Annotated in this window: 19 protein-coding genes; 10 read left to right on the top strand and 9 right to left on the bottom strand. The window is 62.5% G+C overall.

Going from position 1 to position 22,311, the window contains the following annotated elements:
* Positions 1-3: 3 nt before the first annotated feature.
* Both ACVOMF_RS08900 and ACVOMF_RS08905 read right to left on the bottom strand, forming a co-directional pair.
* Entirely contained in the window at positions 4-678 is a 675-nt protein-coding gene (locus ACVOMF_RS08900) for a ChrR family anti-sigma-E factor (RefSeq protein ID WP_481508953.1), read from the bottom strand.
* Complete coding sequence (locus ACVOMF_RS08905; protein ID WP_282266405.1) at positions 675-1,298, bottom strand: sigma-70 family RNA polymerase sigma factor; 624 nt, start codon at positions 1,296-1,298, stop codon at positions 675-677. The genes ACVOMF_RS08900 and ACVOMF_RS08905 overlap by 4 nt, the downstream gene beginning before the upstream one ends.
* A 132-nt stretch (positions 1,299-1,430) precedes the next feature.
* Here ACVOMF_RS08905 and ACVOMF_RS08910 point away from each other — a divergent pair, with 132 nt between their 5' ends.
* The 9 genes from ACVOMF_RS08910 to ACVOMF_RS08950 all read left to right on the top strand — a co-directional run bounded on the left by ACVOMF_RS08910 (position 1,431) and on the right by ACVOMF_RS08950 (position 9,490).
* Positions 1,431-2,204, top strand: a complete 774-nt coding sequence (locus ACVOMF_RS08910) for a hypothetical protein (protein WP_481508954.1) — start codon at positions 1,431-1,433, stop codon at positions 2,202-2,204.
* A gap of 77 nt (positions 2,205-2,281) precedes the next feature.
* On the top strand, positions 2,282-3,238 hold the full coding sequence (locus tag ACVOMF_RS08915; RefSeq protein ID WP_481508955.1) for an acyl-CoA desaturase: 957 nt from the start codon (positions 2,282-2,284) through the stop codon (positions 3,236-3,238).
* Position 3,239: 1 nt separating this feature from the next.
* Positions 3,240-4,517 (top strand): NAD(P)/FAD-dependent oxidoreductase, encoded by a 1,278-nt coding sequence (locus tag ACVOMF_RS08920; RefSeq protein ID WP_481508956.1) that lies wholly within the window; start codon positions 3,240-3,242, stop codon positions 4,515-4,517.
* Positions 4,514-5,281 carry a DUF1365 domain-containing protein gene (locus ACVOMF_RS08925; protein WP_481508957.1) on the top strand — a complete coding sequence of 256 codons (768 nt, stop codon included), beginning with the start codon at positions 4,514-4,516 and terminating at the stop codon, positions 5,279-5,281. Before ACVOMF_RS08920 ends, ACVOMF_RS08925 begins: the two co-directional genes overlap by 4 nt.
* Positions 5,278-6,537: a class I SAM-dependent methyltransferase gene (locus tag ACVOMF_RS08930; protein WP_481508958.1), complete on the top strand. Its 1,260-nt coding sequence runs from the start codon at positions 5,278-5,280 to the stop codon at positions 6,535-6,537. Before ACVOMF_RS08925 ends, ACVOMF_RS08930 begins: the two co-directional genes overlap by 4 nt.
* Position 6,538: 1 nt before the next feature.
* On the top strand, positions 6,539-7,087 hold the full coding sequence (locus ACVOMF_RS08935) for a DUF2878 domain-containing protein (RefSeq protein ID WP_481508959.1): 549 nt from the start codon (positions 6,539-6,541) through the stop codon (positions 7,085-7,087).
* Positions 7,084-7,869, top strand: a complete 786-nt coding sequence (locus ACVOMF_RS08940) for a DUF1295 domain-containing protein (protein ID WP_481508960.1) — start codon at positions 7,084-7,086, stop codon at positions 7,867-7,869. Before ACVOMF_RS08935 ends, ACVOMF_RS08940 begins: the two co-directional genes overlap by 4 nt.
* Positions 7,866-8,942, top strand: a complete 1,077-nt coding sequence (locus ACVOMF_RS08945) for an SAM-dependent methyltransferase (RefSeq protein WP_481508961.1) — start codon at positions 7,866-7,868, stop codon at positions 8,940-8,942. Before ACVOMF_RS08940 ends, ACVOMF_RS08945 begins: the two co-directional genes overlap by 4 nt.
* 38 nt (positions 8,943-8,980) lie before the next feature.
* The gene (locus ACVOMF_RS08950) at positions 8,981-9,490 is read left to right on the top strand and encodes a lipocalin family protein (protein ID WP_481508971.1); all 510 of its coding nucleotides are present in this window, start codon (positions 8,981-8,983) and stop codon (positions 9,488-9,490) included.
* A gap of 156 nt (positions 9,491-9,646) precedes the next feature.
* Here ACVOMF_RS08950 and ACVOMF_RS08955 read toward each other — a convergent pair whose 3' ends face one another.
* A complete protein-coding gene (locus ACVOMF_RS08955) occupies positions 9,647-10,864 on the bottom strand; it encodes an FAD-dependent monooxygenase (RefSeq protein ID WP_481508962.1) in 1,218 nt (405 codons plus the stop codon).
* Positions 10,865-10,967: 103 nt separating this feature from the next.
* Here ACVOMF_RS08955 and ACVOMF_RS08960 point away from each other — a divergent pair, with 103 nt between their 5' ends.
* Positions 10,968-11,918: a LysR family transcriptional regulator gene (locus ACVOMF_RS08960; protein WP_481508963.1), complete on the top strand. Its 951-nt coding sequence runs from the start codon at positions 10,968-10,970 to the stop codon at positions 11,916-11,918.
* 393 nt (positions 11,919-12,311) lie between these two features.
* Here the strand turns inward: ACVOMF_RS08960 and ACVOMF_RS08965 are convergent, their stop codons facing one another.
* The 6 genes from ACVOMF_RS08965 to ACVOMF_RS08990 form a co-directional block, all read right to left on the bottom strand.
* Entirely contained in the window at positions 12,312-13,712 is a 1,401-nt protein-coding gene (locus tag ACVOMF_RS08965) for a sensor histidine kinase (RefSeq protein WP_481508964.1), read from the bottom strand.
* A gap of 572 nt (positions 13,713-14,284) precedes the next feature.
* Positions 14,285-15,469 (bottom strand): beta-barrel domain-containing protein, encoded by a 1,185-nt coding sequence (locus ACVOMF_RS08970; RefSeq protein ID WP_481508965.1) that lies wholly within the window; start codon positions 15,467-15,469, stop codon positions 14,285-14,287.
* Complete coding sequence (locus ACVOMF_RS08975; protein WP_481508966.1) at positions 15,466-17,748, bottom strand: type I secretion system permease/ATPase; 2,283 nt, start codon at positions 17,746-17,748, stop codon at positions 15,466-15,468. The genes ACVOMF_RS08970 and ACVOMF_RS08975 overlap by 4 nt, the downstream gene beginning before the upstream one ends.
* Complete coding sequence (locus ACVOMF_RS08980; protein WP_481508967.1) at positions 17,745-19,133, bottom strand: TolC family outer membrane protein; 1,389 nt, start codon at positions 19,131-19,133, stop codon at positions 17,745-17,747. The genes ACVOMF_RS08975 and ACVOMF_RS08980 overlap by 4 nt, the downstream gene beginning before the upstream one ends.
* 194 nt (positions 19,134-19,327) lie before the next feature.
* Positions 19,328-20,143, bottom strand: coding sequence for an OmpA family protein (locus ACVOMF_RS08985; RefSeq protein WP_481508968.1), 816 nt, complete (start codon positions 20,141-20,143; stop codon positions 19,328-19,330).
* A gap of 115 nt (positions 20,144-20,258) precedes the next feature.
* Positions 20,259-22,311 (bottom strand): cadherin domain-containing protein (locus ACVOMF_RS08990; RefSeq protein WP_481508969.1); only part of this gene is annotated, 2,053 nt, incomplete at its 5' end.

Here is a 22,311-nt window from a genome sequence, read left to right on the forward strand (position 1 = left end):
GAACTAGAGTTTGACGAAGCGCTGCACCTTGCGTGCCAACCAGCCACTGAATACCAGCGGTGCATCCAGCGCCGAAACACAGATGCACGGCACACCGGGCGCGGTCACCGGCTGGTGTTCCACCTCGGCATCCAGGTCCGCCACATCGCCGGGAGCGAACAGCCCCAGCGCGTCGTTGTACGAACCACGCAGGACCTGGGTGAGTTCACTGCGGCCATGGCTGTGCATGGGCAGGCATTTGCCCGGCGCGATCTTCAACATGATCAGCGACGGCATCTGCCGTGCACGGATGCAATGCACGCCCGGCGCCATCCAGCGCCAGCGCAGGCTCGCCAGCGAGTCGCCGAAATACGGATGCAGCGATGCCGGCAGATACTCCGGGTCGGCCTGTGGTCGCTCCGGCGGCGCCTGCCGCGCCGGTGCCGGCACCGCGGGCGGGTCCACGTCCATTAGCTGGGCCAGCATGGCGGCGCGCAGTGTGTCGCGCCGCGCATCGTCGAGCACGGGCTGGGTCTGTTCCAGCAACGCCGAGCCAAACGCTTCGGCATCACGCAGGCGCTGGCGACAGTGCGGGCACTGTTCAAGGTGGGCACCGGCAACAATGCTCAACGGCGCCTGCAGCGCGCCGGCGGCGTAACTCATCAAGGTGGACTCATGCAGGTGGTGGTGCGGATTCATGACGCCCCCCCGACCTTGGACTGCAGCAGCAGGAAGGCCCGCCGCAGATGTGATTTGACCGTACCCAAGGGCATTCCCAACGCCTGCGCGATCTCGCCGTGGCTCTTTGCTTCGAAATAGGACATCCGTACCAGCCGCGCCTGCACCGCCGACAACTCGTTGATGCGCTGGCGCAACCTCGCATGATCGGCGAACTGCTCGGCGCTGCTGCGATCAAGCACATCGGCCGCGGCCGCGTTCTCCACCGCCGCCTGCACCAGCGTCCAGCTGCGCTCGTGACGGACACGATCGATATGCAGGTTGCGCGCGATGCGGTACAGCCAGGTACTCAGCGCACCCTGTGCTGGATCGAATTCCGCGGCCCGCAGCCACAAGCGCAGCAGGCACTCCTGCGCCAGTTCCTCGGCCACCGCCTCCGGGGCACCCAGGCCACGCAGGTAGACGCACAGGCGCGGCATGAAGTGGTCGTAGATGCGCATGAAGCAGTCGCGATCGCGCAGCCGCGCCACACCGTCCATGTCACCGGCCCAGTTCATTGGCTCTTTGCTCAGCTGCTGTGAACTGGACACGATCCGGGCGGTGTCTAAGGGGGAAGGGAGGTTGCGGGGATCAGGGTACATCTGCGTGGGCAGGGCTGCAGTGAATGTGGTGTCCTTCCTACGCGTGGTGGCGGCGTTTGGATGCAGCGCCGTGCCTGCATCCAGCGGCTGGCCTCGCCCGTAGGCAGGGAGAGCTCATTCCGGGATGCCCCCATGCGCATGGCCTGCCTGTTGCTGTTCCTGCCCATCATGGCGTCGGCCGCGCCGCTGCTACGCGGTGAAGGCGTTGCCACGACCCGCGACGGGGCAGTGGCCTACCGCGAGGTGCATTGGCAACGCGGCGCCGGGGACGCAGCCGAGCGCTGGGTCCAATACCTGTGCCCCGACGGCCTGCCCTTCGCGCGCAAGCACATGCAGGTCAACGGTTCCGCCCAGGCCCCCAGCTATCGCTGGGAGGATCGCCGTAGTGGCCAGGCCGCCAGCGTTGCTGCGACGGGAGGCGTTGTACAACTGAACTGGAAAGAGGACGCGACGGCGAAAACGCGGGCGCAGCGGCTTCCGCTTCCGGCCGATGCGGTGATCGATGCCGGGTTCGACGCCGCCGTGCGCGCGCACTGGCAGCAGTTGATGCAGGGCGAGCGGCTCAACCTGCAGTTCCTGGTCTCCAGCCGCCAGCGCTACTACCCGGTGCAGGTGCAGCGTGTCGGCAGCATCCGCTGGCAAGGGCTGGATGCCCAGTCGATCCAGGTGCAGCTGGATGCCTGGTACGGGGTGGTCGCGCCGCGTTTGGCGCTGGTCTACGCCGATGCCGATCGGCGCCTGCTGGAGTTCCACGGTACCAGCAACCTGCGCGATGCCCGCGGTGACTACCCGGTGGTGACGGTGCGCTTCGCACAGAAGGCAGTGGAGCGTCCGCCGGCGCATTGGCAGGCCGAGCTGCAGCAGGCGCTGGTGTCGCGCTGTGCCGCCACGCGGGGCGGATCCTGATGGAATCTTCATTACGCTGCATCCAATCAGCGCCGCGCGCCGTAGAGAAGGGTAGAAAACCTCTCGAGATACGCGCCATGGCATCCGCAGCGCCTCTTCCCCGCCGACGTGTGGCCCTGCTGCGTACGCTCCAGCGCTGGTTCGACACCGCCGGTAGCGCTGATGTCGCCGGCGAAGCGCAACCAGGCGATAGCATCGATTGGATGCGCGCCCTGCCCTTCGCGCTGCTGCACATCGGCTGCCTGGGGGTGATCTGGGTGGGTGTGTCGTGGACGGCGATTGGCATCGCGGTGGCCCTGTATGCCGTGCGGATGTTCGCGATCACCGCGTTCTATCACCGCTACTTTTCCCACCGCACCTTCCAGACATCGCGCGCGGTGCAGTTCCTGTTCGCCCTTGTCGGTGCGTCCAGCGTGCAACGCGGGCCACTGTGGTGGGCGGCGCACCACCGGCACCACCACCGGCACGCCGACCAGCCGCTGGACCCACATTCTCCGCAGCAGAAAGGGTTCTGGCGCAGCCACGTCGGTTGGTTCCTGACCCGCGAAGCCTTCGCCACCGACCTGCAGCGCGTTCCGGATCTTGCCCGTTTTCCGGAACTACGCTGGCTGGACCGCTTCGACACCGTGGTACCGCTGCTGCTCGCTGCCTCCCTTTATGCATTGGGCGCGGCGCTTGAACGCTGGGCACCGGCCCTGCAGACCTCCGGCATGCAATTGCTGGTCTGGGGATTCTTCATCTCCACCGTGGTGTTGTTCCACGCCACCGTCACCATCAATTCCTTGGCCCATCGTTTTGGCCGCCGCCGCTTCGACACCCGTGATGACAGCCGCAACAACTTCTGGCTGGCGCTGCTCACGTTCGGTGAGGGCTGGCACAACAACCACCATTTCTTCCCCGGCACGGTGCGCCAGGGATTCCGGTGGTGGGAGATCGACCTGACCTGGTATGGCCTGCGGGTGATGGCGATGCTGGGCCTGGTCAAGGAGCTCAAGCCGATCCCGGCCTGGGTGCTGGCCAAGGCGAGGAACTGACATGCGTATTGCCGTCATTGGTTCAGGAATTGCCGGGCTGGCCAGCGCCTGGTGGCTGGATGGCGCGCATGACGTCACCTTGTTCGAAGCGAACAACTATCTTGGCGGACACACCCACACCCATGATCTGCAGGTCGACGGGGTGCGGATGGCGGTGGATACCGGCTTCATCGTCTTCAACCCGCAGCACTACCCGCTGCTGAGCGCACTGTTCGATGAGCTTGGGGTGGAATCGCAACCGACCACGATGAGTTTTTCGATGCGCAGCGAGCGCAGCGGCGTGGAATACAACGCGACATCGCTCGATGGCCTGTTCTGCCAGCGGCGCAACCTGCTGTCGCCACGCTTCTGGGGCATGTTGCGCGACCTGCGCCGCTTCTACCGTGAGGCACCGGCGCTGCTGGATGGCGGCGCCGGTCCCACGCTGGGCGAGTACCTGCGCAGCCGGCATTACGGCGAAGCCTTCGTCGAGGAACACCTGCTGCCGATGGCATCGGCGCTGTGGTCCTCGCCGACCGCCACGGTGCTGGACTTCCCGGCGCGCTACCTGGTCCAGTTCATGGCCAACCACCAGATGCTGCAGATGACGGGACGCGCGCCGTGGCGGGTTGTGAAGGGCGGCTCTGCCCGCTACGTCGACGCCCTACGGGCGCGCTGGCAGGTACGAGAGCGGCTTGCGTGCCCTGTACTGAAGGTCGAACGCACACCTTGGGAAGTACGGGTTCACAGCACTACGGGTGTTGAGAGCTTCGATGAAGTGATCATGGCCTGTCACAGCGACCAGACGCTGAAGCTGCTCTGCGATGCCAGCCCACTCGAACACGATGTGCTGGACGCCATCGGCTACCAGCGCAATGAAGTGGTACTGCATACCGATGCATCACTGCTGCCACGCAACCGCAAGGCGTGGGCAGCATGGAATGCGCACGTGCCGCGGGGTTCTGGCGCGCCATGCACGGTCAGCTACTGCATGAACCTGCTGCAGGGCCTGCCAAGTCACACGCCACTGGTGGTGACACTCAACAACAGCGCGCAGATCGATCCGGCCAAGGTGCTGCGCCGCATGCAGTACGCACACCCGGTACACAACCACGCTGCCATCGCCGCGCAACAGCGCTGGGCCGAAGTGCAGGGCCGCCGCCGTACCTGGTTTGTGGGTGCCTATTGGGGCTGGGGCTTCCATGAGGACGGTATCCGCAGTGCACGCCGCGTGGTTGATGCGATGGTTGAGCGCAGACCGAAAGCTTCCCCGCGCCCACAGGCGGAGCTGGCAACATGACTGCAAGCGCCATCTACATCGGCCAAGTGGTGCATCGTCGGCACCTGCCGCACCCGCATGCTTTCCGTTACCCAATCGCCCAGCTGCTGCTGGACCTGGACGAACTGGAGCAGATCTTTGCCGGGCGCTGGCTGTGGTCGGTGAACCGTCGCAACCTGGCTGAGTTCCGCCGCAGTGACTACTTCGGCGATCCCACGCTGCCATTGGCAGATGCGGTGCGGGCCCATGCAGCCACCGTGCTTGGCCATCGGCCGGCCGGACCGGTGCGCCTGCTCACGCATCTGCGCGTTGCCGGCCACGTGTTCAATCCGGTCAGCTTCTACTACTGCTACCAGGCCGATGGCATCACCCTGGACTGCATCGTGGCGGAGATCACCAACACGCCGTGGAAAGAACGCCACGCCTATGTACTGCCCGCGGCCACCGCGCTCAGCAAAGGCCGCGCACTGCGCTGGCAGTTCGACAAGTGCTTCCATGTTTCGCCGTTCATGGCGATGGATTGCCGCTACGACTGGCGCCTCAGCGCGCCCGGCGACGACCTGCAGGTGCATATGCAGGTCTGGCGCGAAGGCCTGCGCCAGTTCGACGCCACCCAGTCCATGCAGCGCCACCCGCTCAATGGCGCCGGCTTGGCGCGGGTGCTGGCCTGCTACCCGCTGATGACGCTGCAGGTGGTCGCCGCCATCCACTGGCAGGCACTGCGGCTGTGGCTCAAGCGCAACCCGGTCCATGACCATCCTTCCCTCCCCGAGAAAACGCGATGAACCAGATGACTTCCTCGGTGGCCCTGCCACAGCCCAGTGTGCTGGATGCACTGCTGCGCCGCCGGCTGCTGGCCGAACTCGCACCATTGCGTGAGGGCTGTCTGCGTGTGCACGACGTGCTCGGCGAGGTGGTGCTCGGCGATGCTGCAGCACAACTGCAGGCAACGGTGACCATCGATGATCCAGCGTTCTACCGCAAGGTGGCCGCACAAGGCAGCGTTGGCGCTGGCGAGAGCTATATCAACGGCGACTGGCGTTGCGATGACCTGGTCACGCTGGTGCGCATCCTGGTGCGCAACCGCGACCTGCTCGATGGCATGGAACGCGGTCCAGCACGTATCGGCGGCTGGCTGCTGCGCGGCTGGAACCGGCTGCGCCGCAATAGCCGCGAAGGCAGCCGCCGCAACATCGCTGCGCACTATGACCTGGGCAACGATTTCTTCGCGCTGTTCCTGTCGCCGGACCTGATGTATTCGTCGGCTCTGTTTGCCGACCAGAACACCTCGTTGGAGCAAGCCTCGCAGCGCAAGCTCGACCGCATCTGTCAGCAATTGCAGTTGCAAGCAGGAGATCGCGTGATCGAGATCGGCACCGGCTGGGGCGGCTTCGCCCTGCACGCGGCGAAGCACTACGGCTGCCATGTCACCACCACCACGATCTCTGCGGAGCAGCACGCACTGGCCGCGCAACGCGCGCGCGAGGCCGGGCTGCAGGACCGGATAACCCTGCTGATGCAGGACTACCGTGATCTTGATGGCCAGTACGACAAGCTGGTTTCAATCGAGATGATCGAGGCCATCGGAGCCGAATATCTGGACACCTACATGGCCACGCTGCAGCGCCTGCTCAAGCCCGATGGCATTGCGCTTCTGCAGGCGATCACCATTGAAGACCATCGCTACGAGCAGGCACGGCGCAGCGTGGACTACATCAAGCGCTTCGTATTCCCCGGCAGCTTCATCCCTTCGATCAGCGCCATCATGACGGCGAAGACGCGGGCCAGCGATCTGCAGCTGGTGGCCCAGCACGACTTCGGCTACTCCTACGCCTTGACCCTGCGCGCCTGGCGCCAGCGCTTCATGGCGCAGTTGCCTGCAGTACACGCACAAGGCTTCGACGCGCGCTTCTGCCGGCTCTGGGAGTTCTATCTTGCGTACTGCGAGGGCGGCTTCCTGGAACGTTCGATCGGCGTATCGCACCTGTTGCTGGCCCGCCCCGGATATCAACCGGCAGCCAACGCCGGGCAGATCAGCTGACATGCGCCGGACCCTGCTCAACCTGCTGGGCAACCAACTGGTCTGGCTGTGTGCCGTGGCCGGTGCCGGACGCGGCTGGCAGTGGCCGGCGCTGCTTGCTTCAGCGCTCTACATCGCCAGCCAGCTTTACAGCGCCGCGCAGCCACGGGTCGAGTTGCGCTTGCTGCTGCTCGCGCTGGTCTGCGCCTGGCTGGTCGATGGGCTTGCAGCGGCAAGCGGTCGTGTCGGCTACGCCGCTGCGCCGTTCGGCTGGGCACCGCCGCCGTGGATCATGGCGCTATGGGCCGCGTTTGCAATGACGCTGACCTCGTCGATGGCCTTCCTGCAACGGCATTGGGCGCTGCCAGCAACGTTCGGGCTGCTGCTGGCACCGCTGGCCTATCTATCCGCTGCACGCGGCTTTGACGTCGTGCATTTTCCCGCCCCCGCTTGGCAGGGTTTGCTGCTGCTTGGCATTGGCTGGAGCGTGGCGCTGACGCTGCTGGTCACGAGCGCGCGCCGCTGGAGCCGCAGTCCTGCACAAGGTCAACCAACAGGTGCTTCCACATGAGCAATCTGGGCTGGGTGCTGTTGTACGCCGTGGTGATCATGCTCTGGGGCTGGGCCTGGCAGCGCCGCCATCGCAACATCGGCATCGTCGATGTGCTCTGGGCCAAAGGACTGGCGGCTGCCGCTTTATTGCTCGCATGGCTGGGCGATGGTGCAGTGTTGTCGCGCATCAGCTTGGCCGTGCTCGGTGGATTGTGGGGAAGCCGTCTCGCCCTGCATCTATGGCAGCGCGTGCGACACGAGTCCGAAGATGGTCGCTACACGTATCTGCGCGAGCATTGGCAAGGCCATCAAGGCAAGATCTTCGGCTTCTTCATTGCGCAGGCATTGCTGATAGTTCTGTTCGCCCTGCCGTTTGTAGCCGTGGCGAGCAATCCGCGCGCCGGTGGCTATGGTTGGGTGATCGCAGCCGGCTTGGTCTGGTTGTTGAGCGTGCTCGGCGAGTCCGTTGCCGACCGTCAGCTTGCGCGCTTCCGTACCGTGCCAGCCAACAAGGGCCGCACGTGCAGGCAGGGTCTGTGGCGCTACTCGCGGCATCCGAACTATTTCTTCGAATGGCTGCACTGGTTCAGCTACGTGCTGCTGGCCATTGGCTCGCCACTGTGGTGGCTGGCATGGGCCGGCCCGGTGCTGATGTACCTGTTCCTGCGCTACCTGAGCGGCGTGCCGTTCACCGAGAAGCAGGCGTTACGCAGCCGCGGTGAGGATTACCGCGCATACCAGCGCAACACCCCGATGTTCTTCCCCTGGTTTCCTCGCACTGCCAAGGAGCAATCGCCATGAATGCAGCCACGCAACTGGATTCCGCCATCCATGCCGATCCCGGCCTGACCGGCTGGGCAGAGCGCGGTTGGCTACCGGATGCTGCACTGCGCTGGGGTATCCGCCGTCTGTGCGCACAGCGACTGGAGGAGGAATCGGAGGAAGGCCTGCAAGCGCAATCGGAGCGGTTCAGCCGGCGCATCGCCGAGTTGTCCAGCAGTCCACTCGCCCTGCATGTGGATGCTGCCAACCGCCAGCACTACGAAATACCTGCTGCTTTCTTCCAGGCCTGCCTTGGCCATCGTTTGAAGTACAGCAGCTGCTACTACGACACCGGCACTGAGACCTTGGATCAAGCCGAGGACGCCATGCTGGAGCTGTACGGGCAACGCGCCGGGCTCGCCAACGGCCAGCACATCCTTGAACTGGGTTGCGGCTGGGGCTCGCTGACCTTGTGGATGGCCGAACGCTATCCTGGCGCACACATCACTGCAGTCTCCAACTCGCATAGCCAGCGCCAGCACATCCTGGCCCAGTGCAAGGCGCGCGGCTTCGCCAACGTCGAGGTACTGACCATCGACGTCAATCAGCTGCAGCTGCCGAGCGCCACCTTCGACCGTTGTGTATCGGTGGAGATGTTCGAACACATACGCAACTACGAGCGCCTGCTCGGTCGCATTTCGCGCTGGCTGAAGCCGGATGGCGCCTTGTTCGTGCATATCTTTGCCCATCGCACGCATATGTATCCGTTCGACACGATGGGCGAGGACAACTGGATGGGGCGTCATTTTTTCACCGGCGGGCTGATGCCGGCTGCCGATACCCTGCTGCATTTCCAGCGTGACATGCAGCTGCAGCAGCGCTGGCTGCTGGATGGCCGCCACTATCAACGCACCGCCAACCATTGGCTGCAGCGCCAGGATGCCGCCCGCGAGCAGCTCATGCCGCTGCTGGCGCAGACCTACGGCAGTGATGCCGCGGCACGTATCTGGTGGCAGCGCTGGCGCATGTTCTGGATGGCCTGCGCCGAGCTGTTCGGTTACGACGACGGCCAGCAATGGCTGGTGGCGCACTACCTGTTCCGGCCCCGCTGAAGAAGGACACGCGCATGCGAACCCTCCCGCTGCTGTCGATGCTGTCCATCGCCTTGTTCGGCGCTGGCTGCAGCAACCTCGACACGCGCCCGATCCCGCGCCCCGCATCGGTCGATGTGCCGCGCTTCATGGGCGACTGGTATGTGATCGCGCATATTCCGTCGCGACCGGAACGCGAAGCCTTCGATGCGGTTGAAAGTTATGCACCGCGGCCCGACGGTCGTATCCAGATCACCTTCACCTACCGCAAAGGCAGTTTCCAGGCGCCGCTGAAATCAATGCACCCCATCGGCAAGGTCGAAGCCGAAGGCAAGGGCGCAGTCTGGGGCATGCAGTTCATCTGGCCGATCCAGGCCGAATACATCATCGCCTGGGTGGACGAGGGCTACAGCCAGACCATCGTCGCCCGCAGCAAACGCGACTACGTCTGGTACATGGCGCGCACCCCGCAGGTTTCGGAAGCGGACTATCAGAACGCGGTGGAGCGCATCAAGGCCATGGGCTATGACATCAGCAAGCTGCGACGGGTGCCACAGTCGGTGCGGTGATCTCGCAGCGGCTTTCATCAGGAAACGTAAAAAATTGCTTCCCGTGACGCTGGAAACCAATAGTCCCACACTATGGGCGCAGCTCACACCCGGATGGCTTGCCTGCTCATCCACACCACGCTTGAACTCTGCAGCAGTTTCCTGCGGTTGGCACCCTCACAGGCGATACAGACTATCGACGCCGTTCACCGGCACGCTGCCAGCGCAGCTCCCCATCGGCAAACCCTGCGACCATCCTGCCGCCATTGCCTGCGCATCACGCACTGCATCCGATGCCTTGGCGCGTTCATTGCGAACGCGGCAGGCCTCGGGGTCTTGTGCGAAAAGGCCGTGCGCGAACATCCGGCCCTGCTCTGCCAATTTTTTTGTCTTGGGTCCTCGTACCGCAGCGAATCGCAGCAATGCTTCATCAAGGGGACCACCGCTCCCTTCCAGGCACCGCGCCAGATGCCAGGCATCTTCCAATGCCTGACAGGCGCCCTGGCCCGAGGTTGGCAGCGGCGCGTGCGCCGCGTCTCCGACAAGCAGTACATTTGCTCGGCTCCATGTCTGCAGCGGCTCCAGGTCGTGCACGGCAATCAGTTGGATGGAGTGCGCCGGCGTGGCCTCGATGAGGCGGGCGACAGGCTCGGGCCATCCTGCAAAAATATCCATGACCTCTTTGCGCATATCCGTCGCGGGTGTCGCCTGAGGCAATGACCGCGCCTGCGCGGCCGCCCAGTACACCAGATTTTTCCGGATCGCGACGCAACCGAATCGATCGCCAGACCCCCAGTAATCCTGGATCCCGATCTCGCTCACCAGCGCATCATTCCCTCGTGCAACGCCAATCCAGTTCACGAACCCCTGATAGATTGGCGCGTTGTCGCCTGCAACGAACCTGCGCGCCACCGAGTCCATACGGCCATCGGCGCCGATCAGCAGATCTGGACGGATACTCTTCCCGTTCTCGAACCACGCCACGGCCCTCCCGCTGGCATCCAACTCAATCGCTGCCGCTCGATACCCAAACTCCACCGGGATACCTGCCCGCGCGACATGCGCCAGCAGTACCGCCTGCAAATCCCGCCGCAGGATCGTATGGGTCGGGTATCCCATGATCTGGTCCAGCAGCGTGATATCCAGGCCCCCCAACGAGTCACCAGCGGGGTCTTTGCGGTTCACTGACAACGGCCGACCGCCCACGGCCCCGACATCCTCCAGCAGCCCCAACTCCTGCAGCACGAAGCCAGCGTTTGGCCAAAGTGTCACCCCAGCTCCCATCGTCGCCGGCCCGGACCGCCGCTCATATAGGCGAAGGGTGTGTCCCTGCTTATGCAGGGCGAGCGCCACGCTCAAGCCTGCGATTCCGCCACCAAGTATTCCAATTTCCATTCCGGTCACTCCTGTTCAATTCGCCCAGACACGCCGTTGAAGGGCATCCATCGGGCGGGAGTGCATCCTAGACCCTGCCAATTTTGCGAACTAGCATGCCTGCATGAACAGCTTTCATACCCAAAACGGGATAATCATGCGCAGCACCCTCGACCTGAATACCGTCCGCGTCTACGTGGCCGTAGTAGATGAGCAGAGCTTTTCCGGCGCAGCGCGCCTGCTGGCCCTGCCATCGTCCAACGTCAGTCGTCACGTCGCCTCGTTGGAGCGAAGACTGGGAGTTCGCTTGCTGGAGCGCAGCACCCGCCATCTGCGCATGACCGAAGCCGGGAGGCTGCTTTACGAGCGCGCCAAACCGCTACTCGACACTTTGCTCGCCACGGAGGAGGAGCTCGGCGCAGTACAGCGCGAATTGAAGGGGCCTCTCAGGATGTGCATGCCAAATGAAGCGCCGAGGCTGCTGGCTCCGATCCTTGCCGAGTTCTGCAGTCTTCATCCCGGTATTGAACTGGAATGCGACACGCGTCCAACCGGCGTGGAAGTGTTGCGGGAAGACATGGACCTCTCCATCGTCTTCCACCGGGGTCGTCAGGATGACAGCGCGTTTATCACCCGCGAACTGGCGACCTTGCCCAGCATTGTGGTTGCAGCGCCCGCTTTACTGGCCCAGACCGGGATGCCGCGCCACGTGCGCGAACTCAAGTCCTTGCCTTGCATTACCACCTTGAGCGCTCTGAAGGGCCAGCCATGGCAGTTTCTCGACACTACGGGCGAAATCGTGAAGGTCCCTGTCCGTAGCCGCTATCGCGTCAACAGTGGGGAACTTGCGGTAGCGGCCGCGCGTCAGGGCCTCGGCTTCGCAATCGTTGCTGCCTACCCATGCCAGGAAGATCTTGCCGCGGGCCGATTGCAGGAAGTGCAGCTGGATCTGAATCCTGCACCACTGCAGTTGCTTGGCGCCTACAGTCACCGTCATTCGGTCACCGCGCGGGTTCGGGCGTTGCTGGAACTCATGCAGAGCCGATTGCAAGGGATCGGAAGCAGTTCAAGTTGAATTCCAATTAGACAGTGGGGCATGGAGAATTTCCCAGTTCCTCCGGACAGTGAGCGCACTACTTTTCAAAGAATCCTACGCTGCGGTCTGGAATGCTCCGCTACGCAAGCTTGCGGAACCGTCTCAGGTCTCCGACAGCTATTTGGGAGGGGTATGCGGCTCACTCGGCATTCCACGCCTGAATGCGGATCACGGGGCGCAGATGGCCGTCGGCAAGGCTTCGCCTCCACCAAAGCTACCGCCAGACCAGATGAGCGAACCAACCGAATGGCCTCCAGGCGGTGGCACCCCGACCATAGCGCAGGGAATTCAGAATGCGTCTGTTGCGCAAACGGTTGCTCACCGTGACGAACCCTTGCCCGCTCGAATCTCGAAATCCCTGTTGGACCGATGTCAGGCCTGACTCGGCTCCAACAGGTAATCAGGAAAGCGGACGAAAATCGTTGTCCCAATGCCCAACCGACTTTCTGCGTTCACGCTACCACCAGCCCGTTCGACAAGATCACGAACGACAGAAAGACCAAGTCCACTCCCTTCTCCGCGCGGCTTGGTGGTGAAGAACGGATCGAATGCTTGTGCCAGCACCTCCCCCTCCATGCCCTCTCCAGAGTCTGCCAATCCCAACACCAACCGATTGTCATCCATGTACGCGCGAAGGAAGAATTCCCCGCCATCAGGCATCGCATGATCCGCATTGGCAGCGACATTCAGGATCATGAGATCGAACTGCAGTCGGTCGAACAACACGGCCGGCAGTCCCTCATCCGCTGCGACTTCTATCTCCACCCGCGCGCCCATCAATTGCCGAATCATCGGCAACAGCGCCTTCAACGCTTCTCCGGGATCGAACCACTCTTCCGCCCCTTCCTCCTGCCGGACCAACGATAGCAGCCGACGATTCAGCAATGTTGCACGCTTCATCGCCAGATCCGCACCCATCAGGGATTCCTGCATCTTCGCTTCATCCCGGGAATGCAGTCCGATATGTACGTAGCCACTGGCTACTGCCAGAACATTCCCGAAGTCATGCGCAACGCCACTGGCAAGCCTTCCGACCGCTTCCATTTTCTGAGCTTGAATCAGCTGAGTGAACGTGCGCTCCCGCTCCGCCATCTCCTCGGTCAGTCGCAGATTGGACGCAACCAATGCATCTCCGCGCGCCTTCGCCTCCTGGAGGCTTTCGCGGAGAGCGACTGAGGTCCGATCCAGCACCACCGAGATCATCAGGAACATCGCGGTACTGAAGGCCGCATCGCCAGCGAGCTCGACCGCGCTGCCCTGCCTCCCGATGTCGATACCTATGCCCAAGGCGAATGCGAGCGCAATACTGAAGAACATCGTCCATAGCGCCGCACGCCCCACAACCAACGCAGCAATCGCCATCCAGATTGCCAACACCGGTTGTTCAAAGCGCTGTGCGCCAAAACCCGAGATCAAGTACGCAGGAATGATCGTCGCAACGAAAACACACAACAGTGCGTATGAGGCCGCCTTGAATCTTCCCTTGCGTACCAGCACAAAGCTAATTGCGGAAATGAAGCTCACCGACAAGGACAGCGCCATGTTGGCGATCTCACCCGGCCTCCATGGAATATCCACCAGGAAAGCCCGATAGCACCAAGCTCCCGCGGGCAATGCCGCCAGCAGAAAAGAAATAAGCTGAAGCATTGCCGCATTTCTACGATCGACCGCGTCGGCAATCGGCACGCTCCGCAACCACTTCAACACTTGATGCCATGAGCCCAGTCCCTTGGCCGGCTGACTCGTCTTGGACGTCGCGACATTGTCATCCACCCTTCTGCCTCCTTGACCCAATCGTATTCATCGTCGGCTCGCACGTTCCAACTTCTAAAATGTAACAGTCAGCCGGCGTCTGGGTGCCCGCCGTTCCTGCAAGGGAGTAAGTTTGTCTGCCAGCACCTTACTCCGCGGGCAACACAAGCGTTGCAGCATCCTGTCGATCCTGGCCACCTACACGACGATAGTGTCTGAGTTCGTTGGCGACAACGCTGCATTGCATGCCCGTAGCAGAAGGCGATCAATCTCGTAATCAACACGGGTATCACCAACTACCCCGACTCGCATGGTGAATCGCAGTATGGTGGTGAGCCGGTCATGCCGCTGGCAGGAAGACAACAGCGGTACGTCCTTCTCGAAACCGTCGATGAGTTCAGCCAAACGGCGCAGCTTTTCAGAAGGCATTCAAGGTTGCCCGATCAGTTGATACAACTATCTGCACGCGGTTGGCTTCAACAGTTCGCTGCCGTCGAGGCCCCCAGATAGAGACATGGACATGCCGGGTTCCCCACTCATATTCCCACCGTGCCGTTCCCAGGCATGGTTGCCATGCCACGATGGTTGCGCGATCAACGCTCACGCAGCGCCTCGCCAGCACGATTCAACGGTTTGACAAGGTACTGCCATATGGTTTTGCTACCGGTGCGAATATCTGCCGTGGCTATCATGCCCGGCACGATCGGAAACTCTTTCCCTGCTTTGTTTCGCAGCGCATCGCTATCAGTCCGGATGAACACACGGTAGTAGACGACCTCGGGTTTGACCTCATCGCGGATGGTATCTGGCGAAATGGTGACAACCTTGCCGGAGAGCCCACCGTAGATGGCATAGTCGTAGGCGGTGATCTTCACCAAGGCCTCCTGCCCGGGATGAATGAAAGCAATGTCGCGCGGCGAGACCTTGGTTTCAACCAACAATTGATCACCCAACGGCACGATCACCATCGCCTGTCCATTTGGCGGCACCACGCCACCAATGGTAGTTACCTCGACATCCTTCACCACGCCGCGTACCGGGGAACGCAGCGTCAGTCGCGTCAACGAATCAGCGCGTCCGCGGACCACCGAGGACAACGACTCAACCTCAGCATTCGCCTTCGCCAGTTCCTCGCGGCTGCGCACCATGTACTCCGAGCGCACCTCGGCAATCTTCAAACGCAGCTCTGAACTCTGTCGCTGCAGGCGCAGCAACTCCACACTGCTGGCTGCACCCGTTGCCAGCAGCGACTCGGTGATGTGCAGTTCGCGGCTCACCAAGTCCAGCGAACGTTGCAGCCCCCCAAGCGACTCGGCCAGGCTGGCACGCCTTGACCTGAACAATGCGCCTTCGCTGGCAATCAGCTCCGAGTGCGCGGAGGCCAGCTCTTCAGGGAAGTGCAAGACCGTCGCACCCTCCACTTCCGCCTGCAGACGGACCGAACTCGCCAATGCAGCGCGATACTTCGCCGCTGTTTCCTCGACACTGGATTCGCCGCGAGTAGGATCCAGTTGCGCCAGCACCTGGTCTTTCTCGACGATGTCGCCCTCGGCCACGTTCAACTCAGCCAGGATGCCGCCTTCCAGTGATTGAATCATCTGCTCACGCGAAATCGGGATGACCTTGCCCGTACCGCTTGAGACTTCATCGATCTCAAACCACCACGCCCAGGCCAGGAACAGCAACAGAAACCCGCTGATCCATAGCACTACCCTGGAGGAACCCGTAGCGCGGACCTCGTCGCTACCTGACAGGTTATCGGCCTTCCATGCGCTCATGCCTTCCCCTCCTCCGGTGCGTCGCTGCCATCCGCGCCTTCGCTACCCTGGGCAACCTGTTCATCCCGGGTCCTCATCCTGACGTTCCCCACCGAGAGCTTGTACGCGGGTTTGGCTCGCGAGGCCCTGGTGGTTCCCACAGCTTTGCCGCGCAGCTTCTCGATGACCTCATCGCGAGGCCCATCCAGCAGCACCTGGCCGTTGTCGACCACCAACACGCGTTCCACCAGTTGCAGCATCGCCATGCGATGCGTGGCAATGACCATCGTCGTGGCCTCAGGCATTCCTGCCAGTGTCTGGATGACCCCTTGTTCGGCCGCCTCATCCAGCGACGCGCTGGGCTCATCCAGCAGTAGCACGTTCGGATTTCGCACCAGCAACCGTGCCAGCATCAGGCTCTGGCGTTGGCCACCGGACAGGCCCAGGCCTCCTTCCAGCACCATGTGGTCCAGGCCATCGGCCAGGGCGCGGACGTACGACCACGCGCCGCCTGCGCGCAGCGCCATCATCAGTTCCTCATCGGTCGCTGTTGGCGCCCCCATCATCAGGTTCTCGCGCAAGGTTCCATGGAACAGACGGGACTCCTGTGAGAGGAAACCAACATCCCTTCGGACATCCGCAGGATCGATATGTGAGAGCGGCGTATCGTCCAGCAGTACATGACCGGACTGGGGCTCCATCATTCCGGACAACGCCCGCAGCAACGTCGATTTGCCAGCACCATTGCGACCAAGGATCGCGATCCGTTCGCCGGGCCGGACTCTCAGCCCCCCAATCTTCAGTGCCGGCTGCTGGCCGTCATGGCTGAATAGCGCATTGGTGAACACGTAGCTGCCAGCCAGCGACGCGCGATGGATGCGTTTGCCGTGGTCCGGGGTGTCCACCGGCATCCGCAGCAGGTTATCCAATGCTTCCTTCGCAATGCGCGCCTGCTGCCAGCGGCTGAGGATCTGGGTCAGGCTGGCAAGCGGGCCCAACATGCGGCTTGATAGCATCGAGGCAGCCACAAGCACGCCGGTAGTGATGTCGCCCTCCATCACCATGGGTGCCCCCACGAACACCACGACGGTGAACACACCGGTCTGGACGATCTGGGACCAGTTGCTCAGTGTGCTTGTCAGGTCGCGCAGCTTCATGCCGGTATCGGCATTGATCTCGTTGTAATGGTTCCAATGCGTCTGGAATCTGGACTCTGCCTGCAGCAGCTTTATGTCTTCTATCCCCTGCACCGCCTCGACCAACATCGCATTGCGCAGCGACGACTCGCGCATGCCCTCCTGTGCCAGTGCGCGCAGGCGCTTCTGCAACAGGATTCCCGGCAACACCATGAACACCGCTGCCAACACCGGAATCCACACCAGGCTACCGGCGATGTACCAGAACATCACGCAGAAAAGCAGGAAGAATGGTACGTCGGCCACGGCAGCGATGGTCGTGGAGGTCAGCATGTCACGCACGGACTCCAACTCGCGCAGCTGGGATATGAACGTACCCGTCGATTTTGGCCGGGCAGCGTTACGCACGCGAAGTGCGTGGCCAAACACCTTGTCCGACACACGCAGATCAGCACGCTTTCCCAATACATCGGTGATCCGCGTACGTGCCTGCCGCAACACGTAAGCGAACACCATTGAAAGCAGCACTCCGCCGAACAGCACGTACAGCGTTGGCATCGACTGGGCCGGTACAACCCGGTCGTACACCTGCATCGAGAACAGGATGCTGGCGATACCGAGAACATTGGTGACCAGCGATGCCAGAAGAATGTGCCAGTATGGCCGCATGTCGGCCAATACCAGTTGGCGCAACCAGCCCGGTTCGAACGGCTTGATGTACTCATCGACGCGACTGTCCGGCACCGAGCGCATCGGGCGTGCCACTGCCATGCGGACCACCGCCGAGCCCAGCGTCGCAGCATCCAATGTGGTGAGCAGGCCGTTATCGCCACCAAGCTCCAGGGTGAACCCCGTCGCCGTCATGGCCGTCACAACACCGACCTGTCCGTCGTTCAACTGCACCATCAAAGGCAGGCGCCATGGGGTCAGGCGGCTGGGTTCCGGCGCCACCCAGCGCAACGCCAGTCCAACCTGGCGTGCCAGCTGCGGCACGCGCTGCTCCACCGGCCGCCGCTCACCGACCTTGCCATCCCATGCCGCGGCAATACGAATCGCTTCAGACGAGCAATCGATGCGGTAGTGATTCGCCACGCACAGGATCGCATCGACCCAGCCGTTCATGTCTTGCGGGACGTTTGCCCCGGCTCCTGCGGAAACGCTCATGGGGTCAGCTCCACGCCAGCCAGCGTGTGGCCATCCAGACGGAAAGCACGACGCAGACCTCCACCTGCAGCCAGGCAATCCACCTGCATGCGCTGCAGATCGAGCATGTTGTTCACGCTTTCCACCTTCGCACCATGGAACTCCTGCTCAGCATTGAGCAGGTCCAACAAGGAACGTGTTCCCAGATCAAGGTACTGTTGCCGGTACAGGTCCCGCGTATGTTCGATGCTGCCGGTACGCTCGTCCAACACGCTTCTGCGGCCTGCATAACCCTTCGCGCGTGACCGCGCGTCTGTCAGTTCCTGACTGGCCTGCAACCGAACATGCTCCAGTGCCGCCTCTGCCGCTGACAGCGAATGGCCAGATGCCCGTCGCCGCGCGGCGTTACCGCCACCTTGGTAAAGAGGTGCCGTCACGTTCAGCGAGATCGACGCGTCGTAGGGCCTGTTGATGCGTGAGTCAGCATTCAGGCCGCGGCTTGCAGCGCCATCCACGGACAAGGTCGGCCGGCTCTGTGCGCGAGCATTTTCCACATCCGCCTGCGCCGCGCGAAGTTGCGCCTGAGCGATCAGTACCGCCGGCACTGACTGCGGCCCGGCATCGCCCCCAACGGTGTCGCAGGCACCTGCGAGTTGCGTGTCCGCCAGGCCTTCCGTTACGGGCAATCGTGGCGCACCGGTGAGCTGCCGCAGTTGCAGACGCCAACGTTCCAACTGAGCGGTGACGTCCAGAAGATTGGCGGATGCAGCTTCTTCACGTGCTTGAGCCTGCAGTTCATCAGACAACGGACTGGCTCCCTTCGCGCGACGCTCGCGTGCCAGATCAGCGATCGACCCCACACCCGAACGCTGTGCTTTGGCGAGTTCCAACAGCGCCTCGTAACGACTGACTTCGATCCACGCGTGCGCGGTTTCCTGCACAAGCTGATCGATCGCCATCAGGACTCTCGCCTGTGAACCCTCGCGGTCGGCTCGTGCACGATCAACATCGCTGGAGACCTTGCCGAAGTCGTAGAGCATCTGGGAGGCGGAGACGGTCAGCTGATGAACGCTGCGACTGTCGTATCCCGACAGAGCGCGGTTGCGCCAGTCCGAGCCCAGCCCTGCACGCAGTTGCGGGTAGTAGCCGGCGCGCGCCACCCGGATCGCTTCGTCCGACTCCATCAGGTAGCCCGCGGCATTGCGTATGCTCGGATGCCAGCTCACGGCCATTTCCACTGCCTGGCCAAGCTCCAGCACCATCGGTAGCGATGGGCCCGCCAAGTCCTGCTGCCCCGGCGTGACAGAACGCGTCAGCTCCGCTGCCGGTGCGGCGTTGGTCAGGACGACAAGCAGGACTGCCACCCATCGAGCCAACGCATGGCGATCCATAAAGAGATTCTTCATTTCAGATACTTGTTTTTACAGTCGAGGATTGGCTGATGAACACACCGAACGCCGACGTCCGCCCGGCAACTTCCCGATTCGGGCGCCGCCATCAACAGCCGTCGGATTCGACATCCAACACAAAAAGAGCGGGCCGCTGTGGCGGCCCGCAACAAGGAAGGATCTGCGTGCTTCCATCCCCGTTCCAATCTCGGTCAATCGACCGGTGCAATGGTGATGGCGACGCGGCGGTTGGGCTTGAGGCAGGCGCGCAGCTCGGGGGTGGAACGCTCCCCTTCGCACTGTTTGACCTGCTCAGCCAAACCACGTCCAGACGCGGTAATTCTGTCGACGGCGATGCCACGATCCACCAGGTACGCAGCCACCGCTTGCGCACGCTGCTCGGACAATCGCTGGTTGTAGGCAGCGCTACCAAGCCGGTCGGTATGGCCAACGATGTCGGCCTTGCTGTTGTTTCCAAGCAGCTTGGCGGCTACGCCGTCGAGAACCTGCGTGCCCTCGACACTGAGCAGGTCCTTATCGAAGTCGAACAGGAAATCGCCCGACAGATCGATCCGTTCAGGCGTCGCTGGCTTCGTCTGCGGGGCCAATGCCGCCATCGCCAGTCTGCACTGGTAACGCCGCCAGGAGGTCTCCCGCACGGTTGTTCCGTCGGCTTCGAACACCACCTTGTATTGGCAAACGATGAAATCTTCATCAGCCACGTCTAGCTTGAGGTTGTAGTTCCATTCAGACCCCCGCTCACCGCTCTCGGTGGACAGCGGCGCACCCAGCAGCTCGCGTACCTGCCCTTCGTTGATCCCCGGCTTCACGCTCAGGATCTGAGCAGTTGGAACGCGCCGTCCGTCGCGCTGGAATGGTTCGTCGTAGTCGGGGACTTCCATCGTCACGTCACTGTAATCCAGCCCGTTCGGATTGATATCCGCCGCGCTGCTGCGACTTTGGGCATGGCTCGCAAACGGAGCCAACAGTGCAACCGCCAGCATGCTTGTCAGGAGTTTCTTGTTCATTTCTTGACCTCGATTCTTCAGGAAAGCGGGAACGTCCAGCCCTTGCGGGGCGCGTACCGCGCCATCAATTCCGATGGAGCCGGATGGGCCGCTGGCCAACCCGGCTCCAGATGCGTCACACCATCGCTTGATGATGCTGGTACAGCTCATCCAGCGGATGCACCAGGGGCAATGGCATCGCGACCGGCGTAAGCGGACCGGAGAAGGTCTGCATGTCGCCGCCAGGCAGCGATGCATCCAGGCTTCCACTCCCGTACGACACGACCAGATCGCTCAACGCCGGCAAGGCATGCGCTTGTTCGCCCGTCACTCCCGTGATGCTTTCGTCACCATGGAAGGCGAATGACGTTCCGCCATCTGCACTATTCGGAAGGACGGTGCCCACCGGATGGACCGTGATGGTCAACGTCGACGACGCCGTGTCGCCATCGTTGTCGATCAGTGTGAAGCCGATGTCCTCGACCCGAGTGCCCGAATCGATGATCGGCGGGGTGTAGCTGTACTCCCCCGTCTCCATGTTGACGATCAGCCGGCCTCCGGTATTGACGGAGCCATTTGGACCTTCGGTGAGGATGTTCCAGGTGTTGGTCGCCGCATCGAACAAGCCGTTGGCAGCACCACCCGTCACGCTTCCGTCGTCATGGTAGGTCCGGCCGTTGACGGTGATGTCGAGCAATCCGCCGCCATCGGCACCAAGACCAGAGTTCCCGCCCAGAGTGCCGTCCATATCCACCACTGCACCCTTGGAAGCATCAATGGCTGAGTCGCGCAGGATGGGCGGCAGGTCGTCGATATCATTCACAAAGACGGAATCGGTGTCTTCGTTGTTGATACCGTCATAGGCGATGCGGTCCATGTTGCCGCGTGCATTGGCCTGCTGACCCGTCGGAACCTCCATGCCAAATACCTGGGAGAGGATCTGGTTGGCTTCCAGGAAGTCTTTCCATGCGGCCTCTTCCGCATCATTGATGCCGTTTCCAGCTGAACCAGGAATGCCCCAGTTGCTGTTCTGATTTGGCTCACCATCCGTCAGGAAGTAGGAGACATTCTTGCCTCCAGCGATCTTGCCTGGATCATCGAATGCGTCCATCGCTTTGAGCAGGGCAGCGTCATAGTTGGTTCCAGGGCTGTTTGCGTTGATGCCATTGACATATGCCTTCGCCGCGTCGATGTCACCCCATGAAGTCCCCCAGGCCTGGGTGCCTGCAGCGGTGCCGAACACCACGATCTGTACCGCGACATTTCCGAGCCCTGCATAGGTATCGAGCAGTTCGGTTACTGCCGCCTTCATGCCGGCAACCCTGCTAGCGGTCATGCTGCTTGAGATATCCAGGATCAACATGACGTTGGTGTCCTGCTCAGGCAGCACCACGTCCACCGAACCCGGGTTGGCAACAGGTGCATCGTCGTGCACCGTCACCGTCAGGGTGCCAGTAGCTGGAGGATTGACGCCATCGTCAGCGGTTACCGTCAGGTCGATATCCAGGGCCTGGTCCTCGCTGCCCGAGTGATCAAGCGGTTTCAGCAAGGTGACCGTGTAGTTGCCCTCGTTGTCGATGGTCGCATTGATAACCTCCTCGCCACCTGCCGTGCCGATCAACGGATCGCCCACGGAACCGGTACCACTCCAAGTCACCACCTCGCCACCAGAGGTCAGGCCAACCGGGCCAGCCAAAGTAACCGTCAGCGGACCGCCTACGGTATCGGGGTCGTTGATGTCGACCTGACCGGTCGCGGTGGTCGGACTGTTGTTTCCGTCCGGGAAGCCACCCGGCAGTCCCTCCTCATACACCGCCGCCTGAGCGTCAATGATGAGCGGCGAACTGTCATCCACGTCCAGCTCGTTGAGCGTGACGGTGATGGTGGTCGTGCCGCCATTGCCGTCGCTGGCCACCACCGTGATCTGGTGGCTGTTGCCCGTGCTCTCGTAGTCGTTTGCCAGCGAGGCGGCACCGGCCGGCGTCAGCGTGATCACACCCGTGGCCGGATCGATCGCGTACCAGCCGTTGTCGTTACCCGCGCTGATCGCGAAGGTCACGTTGTCGCCATCCACGTCACCGGCCTGGACCTGGCCCAGCTCGACGCCTGCTGCGGTGTTCTCGTTGTAGCTGACCGTGTAGCTGGCCGGCGTCGGGTTGCCTGCACCATCGGTGCCCGGCGGGGTGAAG

The sequence above is a fragment of the Stenotrophomonas sp. STEN022 genome (genome assembly GCF_056760155.1).